The 16,772-nt window shown below is 63.2% G+C and carries 11 protein-coding genes; 6 read left to right on the forward strand and 5 right to left on the reverse strand.

Annotation, left to right across the window (positions count from 1 at the left end; all coding sequences use genetic code 11):
• Positions 1 to 65 precede the first annotated feature (65 nt).
• The 3 genes from BM229_RS01165 to BM229_RS01175 are packed head-to-tail and all read right to left on the reverse strand — an operon-like array spanning position 66 to position 5,564.
• Positions 66 to 3,395, reverse strand: coding sequence for an error-prone DNA polymerase (locus tag BM229_RS01165; RefSeq protein ID WP_093925880.1), 3,330 nt, complete (start codon positions 3,393 to 3,395; stop codon positions 66 to 68).
• Positions 3,395 to 4,882 (reverse strand): Y-family DNA polymerase, encoded by a 1,488-nt coding sequence (locus BM229_RS01170; protein WP_093925881.1) that lies wholly within the window; start codon positions 4,880 to 4,882, stop codon positions 3,395 to 3,397. The genes BM229_RS01165 and BM229_RS01170 overlap by 1 nt, the downstream gene beginning before the upstream one ends.
• The gene (locus BM229_RS01175) at positions 4,830 to 5,564 is read right to left on the reverse strand and encodes an ImuA family protein (RefSeq protein WP_244152087.1); all 735 of its coding nucleotides are present in this window, start codon (positions 5,562 to 5,564) and stop codon (positions 4,830 to 4,832) included. Before BM229_RS01175 ends, BM229_RS01170 begins: the two co-directional genes overlap by 53 nt.
• 135 nt (positions 5,565 to 5,699) lie before the next feature.
• On the opposite strand from BM229_RS01175, the gene BM229_RS01180 reads away from it, so the two are divergent.
• Positions 5,700 to 6,338: an SOS response-associated peptidase gene (locus BM229_RS01180; RefSeq protein ID WP_093925883.1), complete on the forward strand. Its 639-nt coding sequence runs from the start codon at positions 5,700 to 5,702 to the stop codon at positions 6,336 to 6,338.
• On the opposite strand, the gene BM229_RS01185 is transcribed toward BM229_RS01180, so the two are convergent.
• Both BM229_RS01185 and BM229_RS01190 read right to left on the reverse strand, forming a co-directional pair.
• Complete coding sequence (locus BM229_RS01185; RefSeq protein WP_093925884.1) at positions 6,335 to 7,765, reverse strand: UdgX family uracil-DNA binding protein; 1,431 nt, start codon at positions 7,763 to 7,765, stop codon at positions 6,335 to 6,337. The two genes, BM229_RS01180 and BM229_RS01185, sit on opposite strands and share 4 nt — an antisense overlap.
• Complete coding sequence (locus BM229_RS01190; protein ID WP_093925885.1) at positions 7,765 to 9,000, reverse strand: putative DNA modification/repair radical SAM protein; 1,236 nt, start codon at positions 8,998 to 9,000, stop codon at positions 7,765 to 7,767. Before BM229_RS01190 ends, BM229_RS01185 begins: the two co-directional genes overlap by 1 nt.
• 226 nt (positions 9,001 to 9,226) lie before the next feature.
• Here BM229_RS01190 and dctP point away from each other — a divergent pair, with 226 nt between their 5' ends.
• The 5 genes from dctP (at position 9,227) to BM229_RS01215 (ending at position 16,772) form a co-directional block, all read left to right on the forward strand.
• The gene (dctP, locus tag BM229_RS01195; protein ID WP_093925886.1) at positions 9,227 to 10,198 is read left to right on the forward strand and encodes a TRAP transporter substrate-binding protein DctP; all 972 of its coding nucleotides are present in this window, start codon (positions 9,227 to 9,229) and stop codon (positions 10,196 to 10,198) included.
• A gap of 7 nt (positions 10,199 to 10,205) precedes the next feature.
• Positions 10,206 to 10,700: a TRAP transporter small permease gene (locus BM229_RS01200; RefSeq protein WP_093925887.1), complete on the forward strand. Its 495-nt coding sequence runs from the start codon at positions 10,206 to 10,208 to the stop codon at positions 10,698 to 10,700.
• A 1-nt stretch (position 10,701) separates the two neighbouring features.
• Entirely contained in the window at positions 10,702 to 12,018 is a 1,317-nt protein-coding gene (locus BM229_RS01205; RefSeq protein WP_093925888.1) for a TRAP transporter large permease, read from the forward strand.
• A 179-nt stretch (positions 12,019 to 12,197) separates the two neighbouring features.
• Positions 12,198 to 13,715, forward strand: coding sequence for a malonate--CoA ligase (locus BM229_RS01210; protein WP_093925889.1), 1,518 nt, complete (start codon positions 12,198 to 12,200; stop codon positions 13,713 to 13,715).
• A 198-nt stretch (positions 13,716 to 13,913) separates the two neighbouring features.
• The gene (locus BM229_RS01215) at positions 13,914 to 16,772 is read left to right on the forward strand and encodes a monovalent cation/H+ antiporter subunit A (RefSeq protein ID WP_093925890.1); all 2,859 of its coding nucleotides are present in this window, start codon (positions 13,914 to 13,916) and stop codon (positions 16,770 to 16,772) included.

Raw genomic sequence — 16,772 nt, forward strand, 5'->3', positions numbered from 1 at the left:
TTTATTATTCTGCGTTTTGTATCATGTGGTTGTACTGCATATCTCATGCATCACATGAGGATTCGTTAATGAAAATCCCGCGATCTGGGGATCACCTTGGCGTCGCGCGGATGGCCGTGCATGGCCACCTGACCGGGCAGCGGATTGGTAGGGTGATCGCCCCGCGTGGTGATGCCGGGCATCGGTGCGTTCGACAGGTCCGCCAGCCGGTCAGAGCGATCCTCCAACCTATCGGCCACCACGTGGATCACTCGTCCGTCAGTCTGCACGCGCCCTTCGACGACCAGAAGCCGCGCCGACATGATCGTGGGGCGGTAGAGCTTGAACATATTGGGCCAGATCACGAGGTTCGCCACGCCGCATTCATCCTCCAGCGTGATGAAACACACCCCCTTGGCGCTACCGGGTTTCTGGCGCACCAGTACCAACCCGGCGAGTTTCACCCGCCGCCCGTGGCCCATTCGCCCCAAATCGCGGGCCGAAGCAAACCCCTGCGCGGCAAGGCTGCTGCGGTAGAAGGACATTGGATGCGCCTTGAGCGAGAGCCGCAGGGTTTGGTAATCGGCCACCACCTGTTCGGCCTTTGGCATCACCGGTAGGGTGACCTCGGGCTCCGGCCCCTGAGACGCGGCCTCGGCATGGTCAAAAATCGGCAGGGCGGGCACGTCGCGCAGCCCTTGGGCTTGCCAGAGCGCCTGACGCCGGTCGATCCCCATGCTGCGCATCGTGTCGGCGGCGGCAAGCTGGCGGATCGCCTTGGCATCGAGCCCGGCGCGAGACTTGAGGTCCTCGACATCTGCGAACGGCGCATCACGCCGGTCCATGATCCGCGCACCGGCCTTCTCTTGCAGCCCGTCCACCATGCGCAGCCCCAGCCGCAGGGCAAAACCGTCGCCGCAGGGCTCCAGCGTGCAGTTCCAGTCGGAGTAATTCACATCAACCGCGCGCACCTCAACCTGATGCTCACGCGCATCGCGCACAATCTGGGCGGGCGCATAAAACCCCATGGGCTGGGAGTTCAAGAGCGCGCAGGCAAAGGCCGCCGGGTAGTGGCACTTCATCCAAGACGAGACATAGACCAGCTTGGCAAAACTCGCGGCATGGCTTTCGGGAAAGCCGTATTCGCCGAACCCCTTGATCTGATCAAAACAACGTTGCGCGAAGACCGGATCGTAGCCGCGTTTAGTCATGCGGCCCACCATCTTGTCCTGCAGCTTTTCAATCGTCCCGCGCGAGCGGAAGGTGGCCATGGCCTTGCGCAGTTCGTTCGCCTCGGTCGGGGAAAACTGTGCCGCGTCGATAGAGATCTTCATCGCCTGTTCTTGAAAGATCGGCACGCCCAGCGTCCGGCTGAGGATGCTGAAGAGTTCGTCCTGCGGATAGGCTGGGCCGGGGGCGGGGTAGACGACGCTCTCCATCCCCTGACGGCGGCGCAGGTAGGGGTGGACCATGTCGCCCTGAATGGGGCCGGGGCGAACGATGGCGACCTCAATCACCAGATCATAGAAGACGCGGGGGCGCAGTTTGGGCAGCATCGCCATCTGCGCACGGCTTTCCACCTGAAAGACCCCCAGACTGTCGCCCCGGCAGAGCATGTCGTAGGTCGGCCGCCCGGTGGCGTCGTCCTCGTGATCCTCCACCGGGACCGTGGCCAGTTCCAGCGGGCGGTCGTAATGCGCCTCGATCAGATCGAAACATTTGGCGATACAGGTCAGCATGCCGAGGGCGAGGATATCGACCTTGAAGATCTGCAAGGCGTCGATGTCGTCCTTGTCCCATTCGATGAAGCTGCGCTCGGGCATGGCGCCGTTGCCGATGGGCACGATCTCGGTCAGGGGGCGTTCGGTCAGGATGAAACCGCCGACGTGCTGGCTCAGGTGGCGCGGCATGCCGATCATCTGGGAGGCCAGTTTCAGCACCATGCGCAGATAGGGGTCGGAGAGGTCCAGCCCCGCCTCGCGGGCGCGGTCATCGTCCATCTGGCCCTCGAAACTGCCCCAGATCGTCCCCGCGAGTTTCGAGGTCACGTCTTCCGACAGCCCCATCGCCTTGCCGACCTCGCGAATGGCCGAGCGCGGGCGGTAGTGGATCACCGTGGCGCAGAGCCCGGCGCGGTGGCGGCCGTATTTGCCGTACATATACTGGATGACTTCCTCGCGGCGCTCATGCTCGAAATCGACGTCAATGTCGGGCGGCTCGTCGCGTTCCTCCGACAGGAACCGCTCGAACAGAAGGTTGTGCACCGCCGGGTCGACCGAGGTGATGCCGAGGCAGAAGCAGACGGCGGAGTTGGCCGCCGAGCCGCGCCCTTGGCAGAGGATTGGCGGCTCAGCTTCCTCGCGGGCGAAGCGGACGATGTCGTAGATGGTCAGGAAATAGCGGGCGATCTTTTTGGCGGAGATGAGGGCGAATTCCTTCTCGATTGTCTTTTTCACCGCCTCGGGCACGCCTTGCGGGTAGCGCCGCGCCGCGCCCTCCCATGTGAGGCGGGCCAATTCCTCCATCGGGCTGCGGCCTTCGGGGACGATCTCATGCGGGTATTCATAGGCCAGATCGGTGAGGCGAAAGGCGATGCGGTCCGCCAGACGGCGCGTTTCGGCGATGGCATGGGGCCAGTCGGCGAAGAGGCGCAGCATCGCCTCGGGCGATTTCAGGTGCCGCTCGGCATTGGCGGCCAGCAGGTAGCCCGCTGTCGGCACGATCACGCCTTCGCGGATCGCCACCATCACGTCCTGCAGGGGGCGGCGGTGGCGGGCGTGGTAAAGCACGTCGTTGGTGGCCAAAATCCTCAGCCCATGGGCGCGGGCCAGTGCATCTAAGCGGTTGATCCGCGCCCGGTCATCTCCACGATAAAGGAAGCTTGCGCCCACATGCCGCATGTCCGGCAGTGCTTTCACCAGACGCGGCAGGCCAGCGGCAAAGACATCGAGGTTTTCGGGCGGCATCACGATCAGATGCAGCCCCTCGGCGTGTTGGCTCAGCATCTCCAGCGTCAGATGGGTCTCACCCTTTTGCTGCCATTCGCCGTCCACCGATTGCATCTTGCCCGCCGACAGCAGCGTCGAGAGCCGCGCATAGGCGGCGCGGTCATGCGGGTAGGCGAGGATCTCGGTCCCGCAGAGCAGCACCAGACGCGCGCCGATCAGGGGGCGGATATGGGCCTTTTCCGCCTCCACATGCAGCCGCACCACGCCCGCCAGCGTGTTGTGATCGGCGATGCCGAGGCTGTCGTAGCCGTGGTGATGCGCCGTCTCGACCAGATTGACGGCGTCCGAGGCGGCGCGCAGGAAGGAAAAGCAACTGGCCAGCCCGAATTCGACGTATTCCGCCCGCGGCGGGGCGGCAAAACCGTCTTCGCCCAGCGTTCGGCGTTTATGTCCGTCCTGCTCGGGCATCAGGCAAAGAGCCCATGCAAAAACCAGCGCGGCTCGGCCCCGCGACCGTCATAGATCACCCCCTCGCGGTAGAGCCAGAAGCGCTGGCCGCCTTCGACCTCCACCTTGTAGTAATCGCGCAGCCGGGTGCCGGGGCGGTCGCGCCACCATTCCGGCGCGATGCGTTCGGGGCCGGTGTGGCGCGTGGTTTTATAGGTGACGCGCCGCCAGTTGAACTGCGAGGGCGGGCCTTCGGGCACGGCATAGATCACGCGCACCTCCTCGGGCGGAGTTAGCAGACGCAGCGGGCGGTCGCGCAGCAAGGCGGGTGCGGCGGTGGGGGTGCCGTGCAGGGCGTCGACACGTTGCTCCACCCGTTCGGGCTTGTGGGTCTCGCGCCACTGCGGCCAGTTGACCTTGTCCGCGCCCAGCTTCGCGGCGAGCCGGTCGAGCAGCCCGGCCACATCCGCCGAAGGGTCGCGTTTGCCGTCGAGGTGGTCTTGCATCAGGGGCAGCGGTTCGCTGTCTGTGGCCTCCAGCGTCAGCAGATCGAAACCAAAGCCGCTGTCGATGTTCTCCAGCTTGCCGTCGAACAGTCTGCGCAGATGCGCGGGGTCACGGCTGGCCCGCGCCGTGGCGACCCCAAGCGCGCGCCAATCGCCGTCGATGCGGTAGATGGTCAGCCGCAACCGCCGCGCGCCAAGCTCGGCGCGGGCCAGAAGGGTGCAGAGATCCTCGACCAGCGCGGGCAGATGTGGGGCGGGGTCGATCACCGGCTCAGGTAGGCGGCTGCGGGTTATGAAATGGCGGTGGTCCGGCGGGGCGTTCAGCGGGTCGGGGGCCTTGCCGAGGGCCTTGTCGAGCAGGATCAACGGGTTGCGATCGGGCTTGAGGCTGGCAAAACGCCGCATCAGCGCGGCGCGGGACAGATCGCTGAGCGCGCCGATGGTCTTGAGGCCAAGCCGGTCCAAGAGCCGTGTGGTCTGGGTATCGAGCCGCAGGGCGGCGACGGGCAGGGGGGCGAGGGCGGCGCTCACATCCTCGGTTCCGCAGATCTGCGCGCCGGAGCCGAAGCGTGCCAGCGCCTGCGCGGCACCGGGAGTGGGGGCCATGGCGACCCGCGCGGTCAGCCCCTGTAGCGCAAAACGGCTGCGGATGTCGCGCAGCATCGCGGCCTCTCCGCCGAACAGATGGGTGCAGCCGGTCACGTCCAGCAGCAGGCCGTGGTCCTGATCCCGCGCCGTCCAAGGGCACCAGCGCCGCGCCCAATGCACTAGCCGTTGGATCAGCGCCTCATCGCCCTCCAGATCCGCAGGCTCAACATGCAGATCGGGGTGGATGGCCTGCACATCGACCACCCGCGCGCCCGCCTTGATCCCGCGCATCGTGGCGGCAGCGCTCAGCCCATGGACCACCGGCCCATGGGTTCCGTCGCGCGACAAGATGACCGGCACCTCATCCCCCGGAACGCTGCGGTATTGGGCGATCACCCGGCGCCACCGCTCCATAGTCAGCATAGGGAACCAGACGGAGACGATCCGCGGCGCGGGGGCTTTGGCCTTTGTCGGGGTCATGGGCAGCCACCCAACGTCCCGGCGCATGGCCACGCGCGCGAAACAGTTCCAAATCCCAGCGGGCCGCGCCGGGGGCCTGCGCATCGTAGGGATGGGCCTGTGAGGGCAGCGAGGAAATGCGCCACCGCATCCGCGCTGCACTCAGGCCACCGGGATCGCCGCTGCGGATGAGGTAGAGCGGCACGTTTGAGGCCTCGGCCCGAAGCGAGAGCCGTTTGGTGGCGGTGAAATCCAGCACCTCCGGTCCGCCGTGCACCTCGCCGATCACGGCAGAAAGCCCCGCACAGGCGGCCCCTTCCTCCATCGTCCAAAGCACGTCGCGCGGGTGGCTGACGGTGACCAGCAGCACCGGTTGTTCCAGCCCGAAACCGCGCAAGCTGGGCGTATAGGGTGCCCCATTCTCGCGCCGCGACAGAAAGTCCTGCACCCAAAGCACCGGCCCCTTGCCGCGCGGCAGCAGCGACAGCACGAAGGCACTGGCCGGGGCCGTGGCGAAGGCCCCCGGAAAGACATCCGTCAGCGGCGCATGTGCCGCCAGAACCCCCGGTTCGGGGGGTGTCGACGGCCGGCGCCGCGGCAGGGTAAGGACCTGCCCATATGTAGAATCGGTTGTCATGCACGACTCCATATGTTCACACTTTGTTCTGGTTATAAATCATCAATTTCGGTGCTGTCAAAGATCCTGTGACCCTTGCCGGGCGCGGGCAAAACCGCATCTAATGGGCCGAGACGACGGCAAGGGGGCCAACCGATGTGCAATCTCTATTCCCTGACCAAGGGGCAGGACGCGATCCGCGGCTGGTTCGATGGGGTCGACGACCAAACAGGCAACCTGCCGCCGATGCCCGGCATCTACCCCGACTATGCCGCCCCGGTGGTGTGCCACGGCGACGGTGGACCGGTGCTGCAGATGATGCGGTGGGGGATGCCCTCTCCGGCCTTCGCGCTCAAGGGCAAGAAGACCGACCGCGGCGTCACCAACATCCGCAACATCGCTTCGCCGCATTGGCGGCGCTGGCTGGTGCCGGAGCATCGCTGCGTCGTGCCTTTCACCGCCTTTTCCGAGCCGCTGAACCGCCCCGGCGAACGCTCGCGCCCGATCTGGTTCGCGCTTGGCGAGGACCGCCCGCTGGTCTTCTTTGCCGGGGTCTGGACGCAATGGACGAGCGTGCGAAAACTCAAGGACGGGGAGACCACGGATAACCGCTTCGGCTTCCTGACGACCGAGCCCAATGCCGAGGTCGGTGCGGTGCACCCCAAGGCGATGCCGGTGATCCTGACCACGCCCGACGAGGTGCAGGCGTGGCTCAGCGCCGAAACCGCCGACCTGCCAAAGCTGCAACGCCCGCTACCCGATGGTGCCTTGCAGGTCATCGACCCCGAGGATTAAGCCGCCTCGGCCATCATCCGTGCCGCCATCGCCAGATCAGAGCGGAACTGCGCCGTGGCCTCTTCGCGCAGCGCCGGATCCGGCACGCGCAAGAGGTAGGAGGGGTGCAGGGTGATCAGCACCGGGATGCCTTCGGGCCCCGTCTCGATCGTGCCACGGCGTTTCAGGATGCCCGTGCCCTTGCCGGTGAGGCTCTGCGCCGCCGTGGCGCCCATGGCGAGGATCATCTTCGGCTGTACCTGCGCCACCTCAGCGTTCATCCACCAGCGGCACTGGTCGATCTCGGGCGTCTCGGGGCGCTGGTGAATGCGGCGCTTGCCGCGGGCGGTGAATTTGAAGTGTTTGACGGCATTGGTGACGAAAGCCGCCTCGCGGTCGAGCCCGGCCTCTGCCGCCACGCGGTCGAACATCTGCCCGGCAGGGCCCACAAAGGGACGGCCCGCGAGATCCTCCTGATCGCCGGGTTGTTCACCGACCACCATCAGATCGGCACGGCTTGGCCCTTCGCCCGGCACGGCTTGGGTCGCATGGCAATGCAGCGGACAGCGGGTGCAGGCGCGGATGGCGGACGGAAGCTCTTCCATCGGGCCGTCCCAAGCGGATGAGAAGGCCGAAACCTGCGCCTGCACCCGGTCCATGCGCACCGGCGGCAGGGTCGGCGCCGCTTCGGCCATGGCGCGGGCGCGGGCGGGGGCTTCGGCGATCATCTGGGGGATGAAGGCGGCCTCGGGCATGTTTTTCCAGTATTTCTTGGGCATCTCGGATTGCATCGCCTTCACCATCAGGCGGGCGGGGTTAAAGATGTTCTGGAAGTAGGTGATCCAAAGCTGCTCACCCGCGTCTTCGGGCAGGTCGGGCTTGGCGTGCCCTTCTTGGAACGTGAGTTTGCCGTTCTCGAAAATGGCCGAGACATCGGGCGTCAGGATACGCCAATCCATGTCGGAAAATCGCCGCACGAAGAAATCCGCCGTGGGCTCCACCGTGTGATGCGTGGGCTCGAACCAGGCGGCGAAGCTGCGGCGCGGGGCCGCCGGGTCGCCGATCTCGCGGAAGCGGACAAAGGCCTTCATCTTGTGCTGGCAGCGGCGGACGTTTTTCTCCATCCCCCGCAAAACAGCGAGGTCGGCATCGCCCCGGTCCGACATCAGATACGGTGCGTCTTTCACGCGCCAGAGGAAGGCATAGAGCCGCGCGAAGCGTTCGGGGTCGCTGTGCCAGACGGCGGTTTCGGCCATGGAGACAAAACTGCGCGGGACCGAGACCTGTCCGCCTTTTGGCGACACACTCTCACCGCCGAACAGATCAGGCGCGGCAGCATGGTCGCCCCAGAGAATATCCTCGGGCGGGATACCTGCGGCGAGAAAACCACGCGCCGCCTCGCGCCATGCTTTCGCGGTGCCGATCGGGGGTAGGGAGACCCGCTGCATCAGAACAGGGTCAACTGTTCGGGCGGCGGCGCGAAACGTGCGCGCAGGTCGGCGCTGTCGGTCAGCCCACCGGGCGTCCAGCCGCCCGCGGTGACGAAGGCGCGGGCCTTTTTCATCGAAGCGCCCATGCGGGTCAGGTCTTCGTAGCGCAAGGACCGATGACGGCGGGCGGCGAGGATGCGGGTCACCGTTTTCACGCCAAACCCCGGCACCCGCAACAGCATTTCGCGGCTGGCGCGGTTGACGTCGAGCGGGAAGTGTTCGCGGTGCACCAGCGCCCAAGCGAGCTTGGGGTCGACCTCAAGGTCGAGATTGCCGTCGCGGGTGACGGAGGTGATCTCGTCCAGTTGGAAATCATAGAAGCGCAGCAGCCAGTCGGCCTGATAAAGCCGGTGCTCGCGTTGCAGGGGCGGGCGGATCAGCGGCAGTTTGGCGGAACTGTCGGGGATGGGCGAGAAGGCGGAATAGTAAACGCGCTTCAGCTTGTAGCTAGAGTAGAGCCGCGTCGATTGGCCCAGCACGGTGGCATCGTTGGAGCCATCCGCGCCGATAATCATTTGCGTCGACTGCCCTGCGGGCGCAAAACGCGGCGGGCGCTTGCCAGAGAAGGATTTCTCTTTGCTCGCCTCCTTGGTCATCCGCACATTCGCCATCGCGCGGCGGATCTGCTCGGGCTTCTTCTCGGGCGCATATTGCTGCACCGCGCTGTCGGTGGGCAGTTCAACGTTGATCGACAGGCGGTCGGCGAGACAGCCTGCTTCCTCAATCAACTCGGGCGAAGCGTCGGGGATCGTCTTGAGGTGGATGTAGCCGCGGAAGTTTTCCTCGTGCCGCAGCTTGCGGGCGATCTGCACCATGTCCGACATCGTCGCATCCGGTGAGCGGATCACCCCCGAGGACAGGAACAACCCTTCGATATAATTGCGGCGGTAGAATTCGATAGTGAGCTTCACCACTTCATCTACGCTGAACCGCGCACGGTCCACGTTGGACGACACGCGGTTGATGCAATAGCTGCAATCGTAGATGCAGAAATTGGTCATCAGGATCTTGAGCAGGCTGATGCACCGCCCGTCGGGGGCGTATGCGTGGCAGATGCCGCTGCCTTCGTTTGACCCCAGCCCCTTGCCATCACGCGAGTCGCGTTTGATGGAGCCGGAGGAGGCGCAGGAGGCGTCGTATTTCGCCGCGTCGCTGAGAATCGCTAGTTTTTGATCGAGTGTCTGTTTTGCCATGTGTTCTATATATGTTCTCATGGCGGGGGTGTCATTAAACTATCTTAATGCCGCGACAATCTGCGCATGGTCCCGCCTGTGCAAAGGCGCGGGCAGGGGGCGAGAGTTTAAATTGACGTAGGGAAATCTTGTCGCTACCAATTACATGCAGATACATATTATGCATATGCATGCGAAGGCGTCGGGGCAGAGATCGCGAGCTTTTGATAACAACTGGGAGACGACCATGAAAACAACGACCACGCTCAGCGCGGCGCTCTTTGCCGTGAGCACCCTTGCCACCACCAGCACCGCCCAGGCAGAGGAAATCACCCTACGCGCCGTGTCGGCCTTTACCCTTGGCACCGCTTTCAGCCGCGAATTTGAATCCTTTGTTGAGTGGATCAATGAGAATGGCAAAGGTGTTGTGCAAATCAATCTTGTCGGCGGCCCCGAAGCCGTGCCGCCCTTTGAATTGGGCAACGCCGTGCAATCCGGTGTGGTCGATATCGCCAACAACACCACCGCCTATTACCCGAACCTGCTGCCCACGGGCGATGCGCTGCATCTGGCGGAAAACACCATTCAAGAGCAGCGCGAGAATGGCTGCTATGAACTGGTCGACCGCATCCACCAAGAGCAGATGAACGTAAAATACCTCGGCCATGGCGGCGACGGCATTGGCTATCACCTTTATCTGACCAAGCCGGTCGAAGGGCCGGACCTCAGCGGTCTGACCATCCGCACCACGCCGGTTTATCAGGCGATGTTCACGCAACTGGGCGCCAATCTGGTGCGCACCGCGCCGGGCGAAGTCTATAGCGCGCTGGAACGCGGCGCGATCGACGGCTACGGCTGGCCGAGCCAAGGGGTGCTGGATCTCGGTTGGGACGAGCAGACGAAATACCGGGTCGACCCGAGCTTCTATAACGTCGACGTGAACCTGCTGGTGAACCTCGACACATGGAACGGGCTGACCGACGAACAGCGCGCCAAGCTCGAAGAGGGCGCGGCTTGGATGGAAGAGCTCAACAACGACAACGCCGACCGCAACGCGACGGAATACGCGGCGCAGGCAGAGGCGGGGATCGAGACGATCACCTTCAGCGATGCCGATGCCGAAGCTTGGACCAATGCCGCGCGTGATGCTGGCTGGGCCGCTGTCGCAGAGGTGGATGCCGATCTTGCGCAGCAGATGCGCGCCTGCATGACCAAGTGATCGCCCGATGATCTCAACATTGTTTGACCGGACACTCCGGGGGCTGGCCGTTTTCTCGGCCGGTATCCTCGGGGTGATCGCGGTGTTTATCGCGATCAACGTGGTACTGCGCAATCTCGGCTTGCCGGTGGTCTATGGCGCGCTGGATGCCATCCAATATGCGTTGATGATTGCCACCTTCCTCGGCGCGCCTTGGGTGCTGTCGATCGGCGGGCATGTGAAGGTTGATCTGATCACCAGCAACCTGTCGCAAGGCACTGCCTATGCTTTGACCCGCCTGACCAGCGCCATCGGCGCGGTGACGGCGGGGGTGCTGGGCTGGTACGGGCTGCAAGCGGTGCTGGCCTCTGCCGCACGTGGGTCGATGATCCGCACGTCTTTCGTGATCCCGGAGTGGTGGATGCTGGCCTTTGTGCCGCTGTCGCTGGCGCTTTGCACGATCATTTTTATTCGTCGTCTGCTCTATCCGGAAACGGCCGAGCGTAGTTTGAGTGGTCTTTGACATGGATTGGGGCCTGACACTGACCTTGATGCTGGGCGGATTGGCGGTTTTGCTGTTGATTGGTCTGCCGGTCGCCTTTGCCTTCATCGCCGTGACAACCGTGGGCGCGTATTTCGTGCTGGGCGGAGATCGCGGCATCCTGCAACTGGCGCGCAATTCTGCGCAATCGGTGGCGAATTTTCAGCTCGCGCCGATACCGCTGTTTATCCTGATGGGGGAAATACTCTTTCAAACCGGGGTCGCGCATCGCGCCATTGACGCGATCGAGCGGGTGGTGACGCGCATTCCGGGCCGCATGTCGGTGGTAACGATCTTTGGCGGCACGATTTTTGCAGCCCTTTCCGGCTCGACCATCGCCAATACCGCGATGCTGGGTGGCACGCTGCTGCCGGGAATGTTGAAACGGGGCTATCACCCCTCGATGGCGATGGGGCCGATCATGGCCTCGGGCGCGATTGCGATGCTGATCCCGCCCTCGGCACTGGCGGTTCTGGTGGGCTCGCTCGCGGGTATTTCCATCGCCGGGCTGCTGATCGCGGGGGTTTTGCCCGCGCTGCTGCTGGCGGTGCTTTTTGTGGCCTATGTGGTGGGGCGGAGCCTTTTGGACCCGAAGGTCGCGCCGCCTGATGTCTATGAGGAAATGTCGCTGCGTGAGCGTTGGACCCCCTTCGTGATCTATGTGCTGCCGCTGTCGGTACTTTTTGCTGTGGTCATCGGCTCGCTTCTGGCGGGGATCGCCACGCCTACGGAAAGCGCCGCCCTTGGCAGCATCACCGCCGTGATCATCGGAGCGGCCTATCGCGCGCTGAGTTGGGAGAAGATGGGCCGCGCGCTGATGGAGACGCTGAAGCTGTCGGTGATGATCCTGTTCATCATTGCGGCCAGCCAGACCTTTGCGCAGGTGCTGTCCTTTTCGGGGGCGACCAATGGGCTGATCAACGCGATCAACGCGGTCGATCCGACGCCGCTGATGGTGCTCTTGGGGATGATCGCGATCCTGCTGTTTCTGGGGTGTTTCATTGATCAGGTGTCGATGCTGATGGTCACCGTGCCGGTTTTCGTGCCTCTGGCGGGTGCGATGGAGATTAACGAACTGACCCTTGGCGTCGTTTATCTGCTGACCATGGAGATCGGTTTGCTGACCCCGCCCTTCGGTCTGCTGCTGTTTGTCATGCGCGGGGTCGCCCCGCCGGAAATTCGCATGCCGCAGATCTATGCCTCGGTGATGCCGTTCTTGCTGATCAAGCTATTTGTCTTGGCGCTGATCGTTTGGCTGCCCCAGATCGCGACATGGCTGCCCAGCCTAATGGGCCGGTAAAGACTAAAAGGGCGGCGCGGATCAGCGCCGCCCTACAAGTTATTGCCATAATTCGACATTTGCCTGCACCATGCCCTCTGCAGGGGCTTGGGTCCGCTTGCATTACCTTGCGTAATGCGTTTGTAATCCCGCGCGGGGGCAGTCTGCTTTCCCACCCCTAACACGCGAGGAGCACCGTGATGGCAAACCCCCTTTATGACACCCTGTTTGGCCGTCACGCTGGCAAGACGACAGCCTTTCTGCATCTCGAAGGCGGGGTGACATTGACCCATGCGGGGTTTCTGGGCCGTGCCGCGCGTTTCGCCCATGTATTGACCGGGCTGGGGCTGAAGCCCGGTGACCGGCTGGCGGTGCAGATCGATAAATCCGCCGATGCGCTGGCGCTCTATGCCGCTTGCGTGCAGGCCGGGGTGATCTTTTTGCCGCTCAACACCGCCTATACCGCAGACGAAGTGCGCTATTTCGTGACCGACAGCGGGGCGGCGGCCTTTGTCTGCCAGCCCGCGCGCCGAAATGAGATGGCCCCGGTGGCCAAGGCCGCAGGCTGTCAGCTTGAGACCTTGGGCACGGAGAACGATGGCAGCTTTGCGGATCGCGCCACCTCGGCTTCCGATAAATTCGAGACCGTCGCGCGGGGGGCAGATGACCTTGCGGCCTTCCTCTATACTTCCGGCACCACGGGGCGCTCTAAGGGCGCGATGCTGACGCAGGCGAACCTTTTGTCGAACGCGCAGACGCTGGCTGATCTGTGGCGCTTCACCGCGCGGGACGTGTTGCTTCATGCGCTGCCGATCTTTCACACCCATGGTCTGTTTGTAGCGACGAATGTGACGCTGGTGGCGGGGGGCGCGATGATCTTTATGCCCAAGCTCGACATCGACCGGCTGATCGACCGGATGCCCCACGCAACCGCGATGATGGGCGTGCCGACCTTCTATACCCGGCTTTTGGATGACGCACGCTTTACCAGTGAAACTGCAGCGAACATGCGGCTGTTCATCTCGGGGTCGGCGCCGCTTTTGGCCGAAACCCATGTCGATTTCGAAACCCGGACCGGCCACCGTATCCTAGAGCGTTACGGCATGACCGAGACCAATATGAACACCTCAAACCCCTATGAAGGCGAGCGCCGCGCAGGGACGGTGGGCCTGCCGCTGCCCGATGTGGAGTTGAAGATCACCGACCCCAAGACCGGCGCGATACTCCCGGACGGAGAGATCGGCAGCATTGAGGTACGCGGCCCGAATGTCTTTAAAGGCTATTGGCAGATGCCCGAAAAGACCGCGCAAGAATTGCGTGAAGACGGGTTCTTTATCACCGGCGATCTGGGGCGGCGCGATGCGGATGGCTACGTCACCATCGTGGGCCGCGACAAAGACCTGATCATCTCGGGCGGCTACAACATTTACCCAAAGGAAGTCGAACTGCTGCTCGATGACCAACCCGGCGTGCTGGAAAGCGCGGTGATCGGCGTGCCGCATCCCGATTTTGGGGAGACTGTGGTGGCGCTGCTGGTGGCGCGCAAGAATGCAGAGTTGGACCTTGATCAGATTACCGCAGATATGGCCGCATCGCTGGCCAAATTCAAGCAGCCGCGCAAGCTGATCGTGCTGCCGGAACTGCCACGCAACACCATGGGCAAGGTGCAAAAGAACGTGCTGCGCGACACCTACCGGGACTTGTTTCACACAAGTTAAGGGGCTTGGGCGGGCAGGGGGCTGTCCCCCACACCGCGATTTGTCCTGCGCGAAATCTTCACCCGCATGACCGCCACGGGTCTGCCTTGGCCGCGTAACCTGCGACAAACTGGCGTTTAATGCCCGGTTTCGCTTGAGGTATCGGGAAAATTTCTACAGAACGTGGTGACCTTTTAGTCCGCCAGATCAGGAGTTCGCGTGTCCCTCTTCCTTATCGTTGCCTTGCCCTTCTTGGGCGCATTGTTACCCGGACTGATGAATTCCGCAGGGCGTCAAGCCTGCGCCGGGGTGACCTTTATGGTGACCCTCGTGGCGCTGGTGGGCTTGCTCACGCATCTGCCTGCCGTGCTGGCGGGTGAATTGGTCACCGCGCGGGTTGACTGGATCCCGCAGCTTGGCCTGAACCTGACCTTGATGCTCGACAGTTTGGGCTTTTTCTTTGCCTGTCTGATCCTTGGCATCGGTCTGTTGATTATCGCCTATGCGCGGTCTTACCTGTCACGCGACGATCATATGGGTGAGTTTTTCACCTATCTGCTGCTGTTCCAAGGCGCGATGGTCGGTATCGTCCTCAGCGATAACGTACTGATCTTGCTGATCTTCTGGGAGCTGACCTCGCTGTCGTCCTTCCTGCTGATCGGCTATTGGAAACATCTGCCCGAAGGCCGCCAAGGCGCGCGCATGGCGCTGACCGTGACCGGCATGGGCGGGCTGGCGATGATTGGTGGCATGCTCCTGCTGGGTCAAATCGTCGGCAGCTATGACCTGAGCGTGATCTTGGAAAACCGCGAACTGATCCAAGCCTCGCCGCTCTATCTGCCTGCGCTGATCTTGATTCTCTTGGGCTGTTTTACCAAATCCGCGCAGTTCCCGTTCCACTTCTGGTTGCCCCACGCCATGGCAGCGCCAACGCCGGTCTCGGCCTATCTGCACTCCGCCACGATGGTAAAGGCGGGGATTTTCCTGATGGCGCGGATGTGGCCGGTGCTGTCTGGCACGCCCGAATGGTTCGTCATCGTCACCACAGCGGGTCTGATCACCATGGTGCTGGGCGCGGTGATCGCGCTGTTCAAACATGACCTGAAGGCGCTGCTGGCCTTTTCGACCGTTAGCCACCTTGGTCTGATCACCATGCTTTTGGGCACTGGCACGGCCTTTGGCGCGATGGCGGCAGTGTTTCACATCCTGAACCACGCGACCTTTAAGGCCGCGCTCTTTATGTCGGCGGGGATTGTGGATCACGCGGTGCATACCCGTGACATTCGGCGCTTAGGTGGGTTGCGGCATCTGATGCCGGTGACCTTTGTCATCGCCACGCTCGCGGCGCTGTCGATGGCGGGGATCCCGCTGCTCAACGGCTTCCTGTCGAAAGAGATGATGCTGGAGGAAACCCTGCACACGACGCTCTTTGACATGCCGTGGCTGGTGCCGGGGCTTGCGACCTTTGGCGCGCTCTTCTCGGCGGCCTATAGTTTCCGTCTGATCGGCCATACCTTCCTTGGCAAAGAACGTGACGACTATCCCGATCATCCGCATGATCCCCAACCCGGCCTGTGGCTGCCGCCTGCGCTGTTGATCATTCCCGTTGTGGTGATCGGCCTTGCACCTTTCCTCGCTGAGCCTTTTGTGAAGCTGGTGACGACTTCGGTCCTTGGCGGCGCGGCCGAGATGCCCTCGGCGCATTTCAAAATCTGGCACGGGCTGGGTCCGGCGCTTTATATGTCGATCATCGCCGTTGTCGGTGGCCTGATCCTGTTTGCGCTTTTCACCCCGCTGCTGCGTGTTTGGGAGGCCACGCCCCGGCCCGAGGCCAAGTCGATCTTTGACCGCATCATCGCGGCCTTTGTCGGCCTGTCGCAGGCGATTTCGCTGCGTCTGCACAACGGGGCGTTCTCGCGCTATGCCGCGATTATGGCGGTAACTGTGGTTGTGGTGGGCTATTACGCTTGGGCCACCGGCACCGTCGGGGCCGCGACCCGTGCGTTGCAGCCGACCAACGCGGTGCAGATCGCGGGCTGGTTGATGCTGGTGGCGGCGGCCTGCGGCTTGGTGTTCTTGCACCGCAACCGCCTGTTGTCGCTGATCCTGATCGGCATCGTGGGGCTGATCGTCTCGGCCGGTTTCGTCTTTTTCAGCGCGCCCGACTTGGCGATGACCCAGTTGACGGTTGAGGTGGTGACAATCATCCTGCTGCTGCTGGCGCTGAACTTCCTGCCCAACCGCACACCGATCGAAAGCAGCGTTTTGCGCCGCAGCCGCGATGTGGTGGTGTCCGTCGGTGCTGGTCTGGCGACCATGGCGCTGTCTTACCACTATCTGCTGCGCGACACTGTCGCGCCGAGCATTTCTGAATTCCACCTCGCCAACGCCTACAAGGGCGGCGGCGGCACCAATGTGGTGAACGTGATCCTCGTCGATTTCCGGGGCTTTGACACCTATGGCGAGATCATCGTGCTGGGCATCGCGGCGCTGCTGATCTACGCGCTGACCGAAACGCTGCTGTCCGGCCCAGTCCGCGCACGCCTGCTCAACCGCAAGCCGGACCAGCCGCGGGCAGGGGACCGGCACCCGATGATGATGGTGGTCATGACCCGCGTCATCATGCCGGTGGTGCTGATGGTGGGCTTCTACATCTTCCTGCGTGGCCATAACGAGCCGGGCGGCGGCTTCATCGCCGGGCTGATCGTGTCGATCGCGGTGGTGATGCAATACATGGCCAGCGGCTTTGCATGGGCATCGGCGCGGCTGCGCTATCCCTATCACGGGATCATCGGCACCGGTGTGTTGATCGCGGGGCTGACGGGCATTGGCTCGTGGTTCTTTAACAAACCCTTCCTGACCTCGGATTTTACCTATGTGCGCATCCCGCCTTTCTACAAATTTGAATTGGCCACGGCGGCGCTCTTTGACCTTGGGGTGTTCCTTGCGGTCGTTGGTGCGGTGATGTTGACGCTGGAAAGCTTCTCGCGGCTTGCGCGCCGCGCCCATGTGCCCGAGGCGGATCACCCGATGGACATCGACCCATCGCGCGAAGACAACACCAAGGCGGAGGCATAA

Source organism: Sulfitobacter dubius (assembly GCF_900113435.1).
In the GTDB taxonomy this organism is placed as follows: Bacteria; Pseudomonadota; Alphaproteobacteria; order Rhodobacterales; family Rhodobacteraceae; genus Sulfitobacter; species Sulfitobacter dubius.

Coding starts and splice junctions, on each gene's coding strand:
- BM229_RS01165 (WP_093925880.1), bottom strand. CDS start 3,395: ATGCCCGAGCAGGACGGACATAAACGCCGAACGCTGGGCGAAGACGGT.
- BM229_RS01170 (WP_093925881.1), bottom strand. CDS start 4,882: ATGGAGCGGTGGCGCCGGGTGATCGCCCAATACCGCAGCGTTCCGGGG.
- BM229_RS01175 (WP_244152087.1), bottom strand. CDS start 5,564: ATGACAACCGATTCTACATATGGGCAGGTCCTTACCCTGCCGCGGCGC.
- BM229_RS01180 (WP_093925883.1), top strand. CDS start 5,700: ATGTGCAATCTCTATTCCCTGACCAAGGGGCAGGACGCGATCCGCGGC.
- BM229_RS01185 (WP_093925884.1), bottom strand. CDS start 7,765: ATGCAGCGGGTCTCCCTACCCCCGATCGGCACCGCGAAAGCATGGCGC.
- BM229_RS01190 (WP_093925885.1), bottom strand. CDS start 9,000: ATGGCAAAACAGACACTCGATCAAAAACTAGCGATTCTCAGCGACGCG.
- dctP (WP_093925886.1), top strand. CDS start 9,227: ATGAAAACAACGACCACGCTCAGCGCGGCGCTCTTTGCCGTGAGCACC.
- BM229_RS01200 (WP_093925887.1), top strand. CDS start 10,206: ATGATCTCAACATTGTTTGACCGGACACTCCGGGGGCTGGCCGTTTTC.
- BM229_RS01205 (WP_093925888.1), top strand. CDS start 10,702: ATGGATTGGGGCCTGACACTGACCTTGATGCTGGGCGGATTGGCGGTT.
- BM229_RS01210 (WP_093925889.1), top strand. CDS start 12,198: ATGGCAAACCCCCTTTATGACACCCTGTTTGGCCGTCACGCTGGCAAG.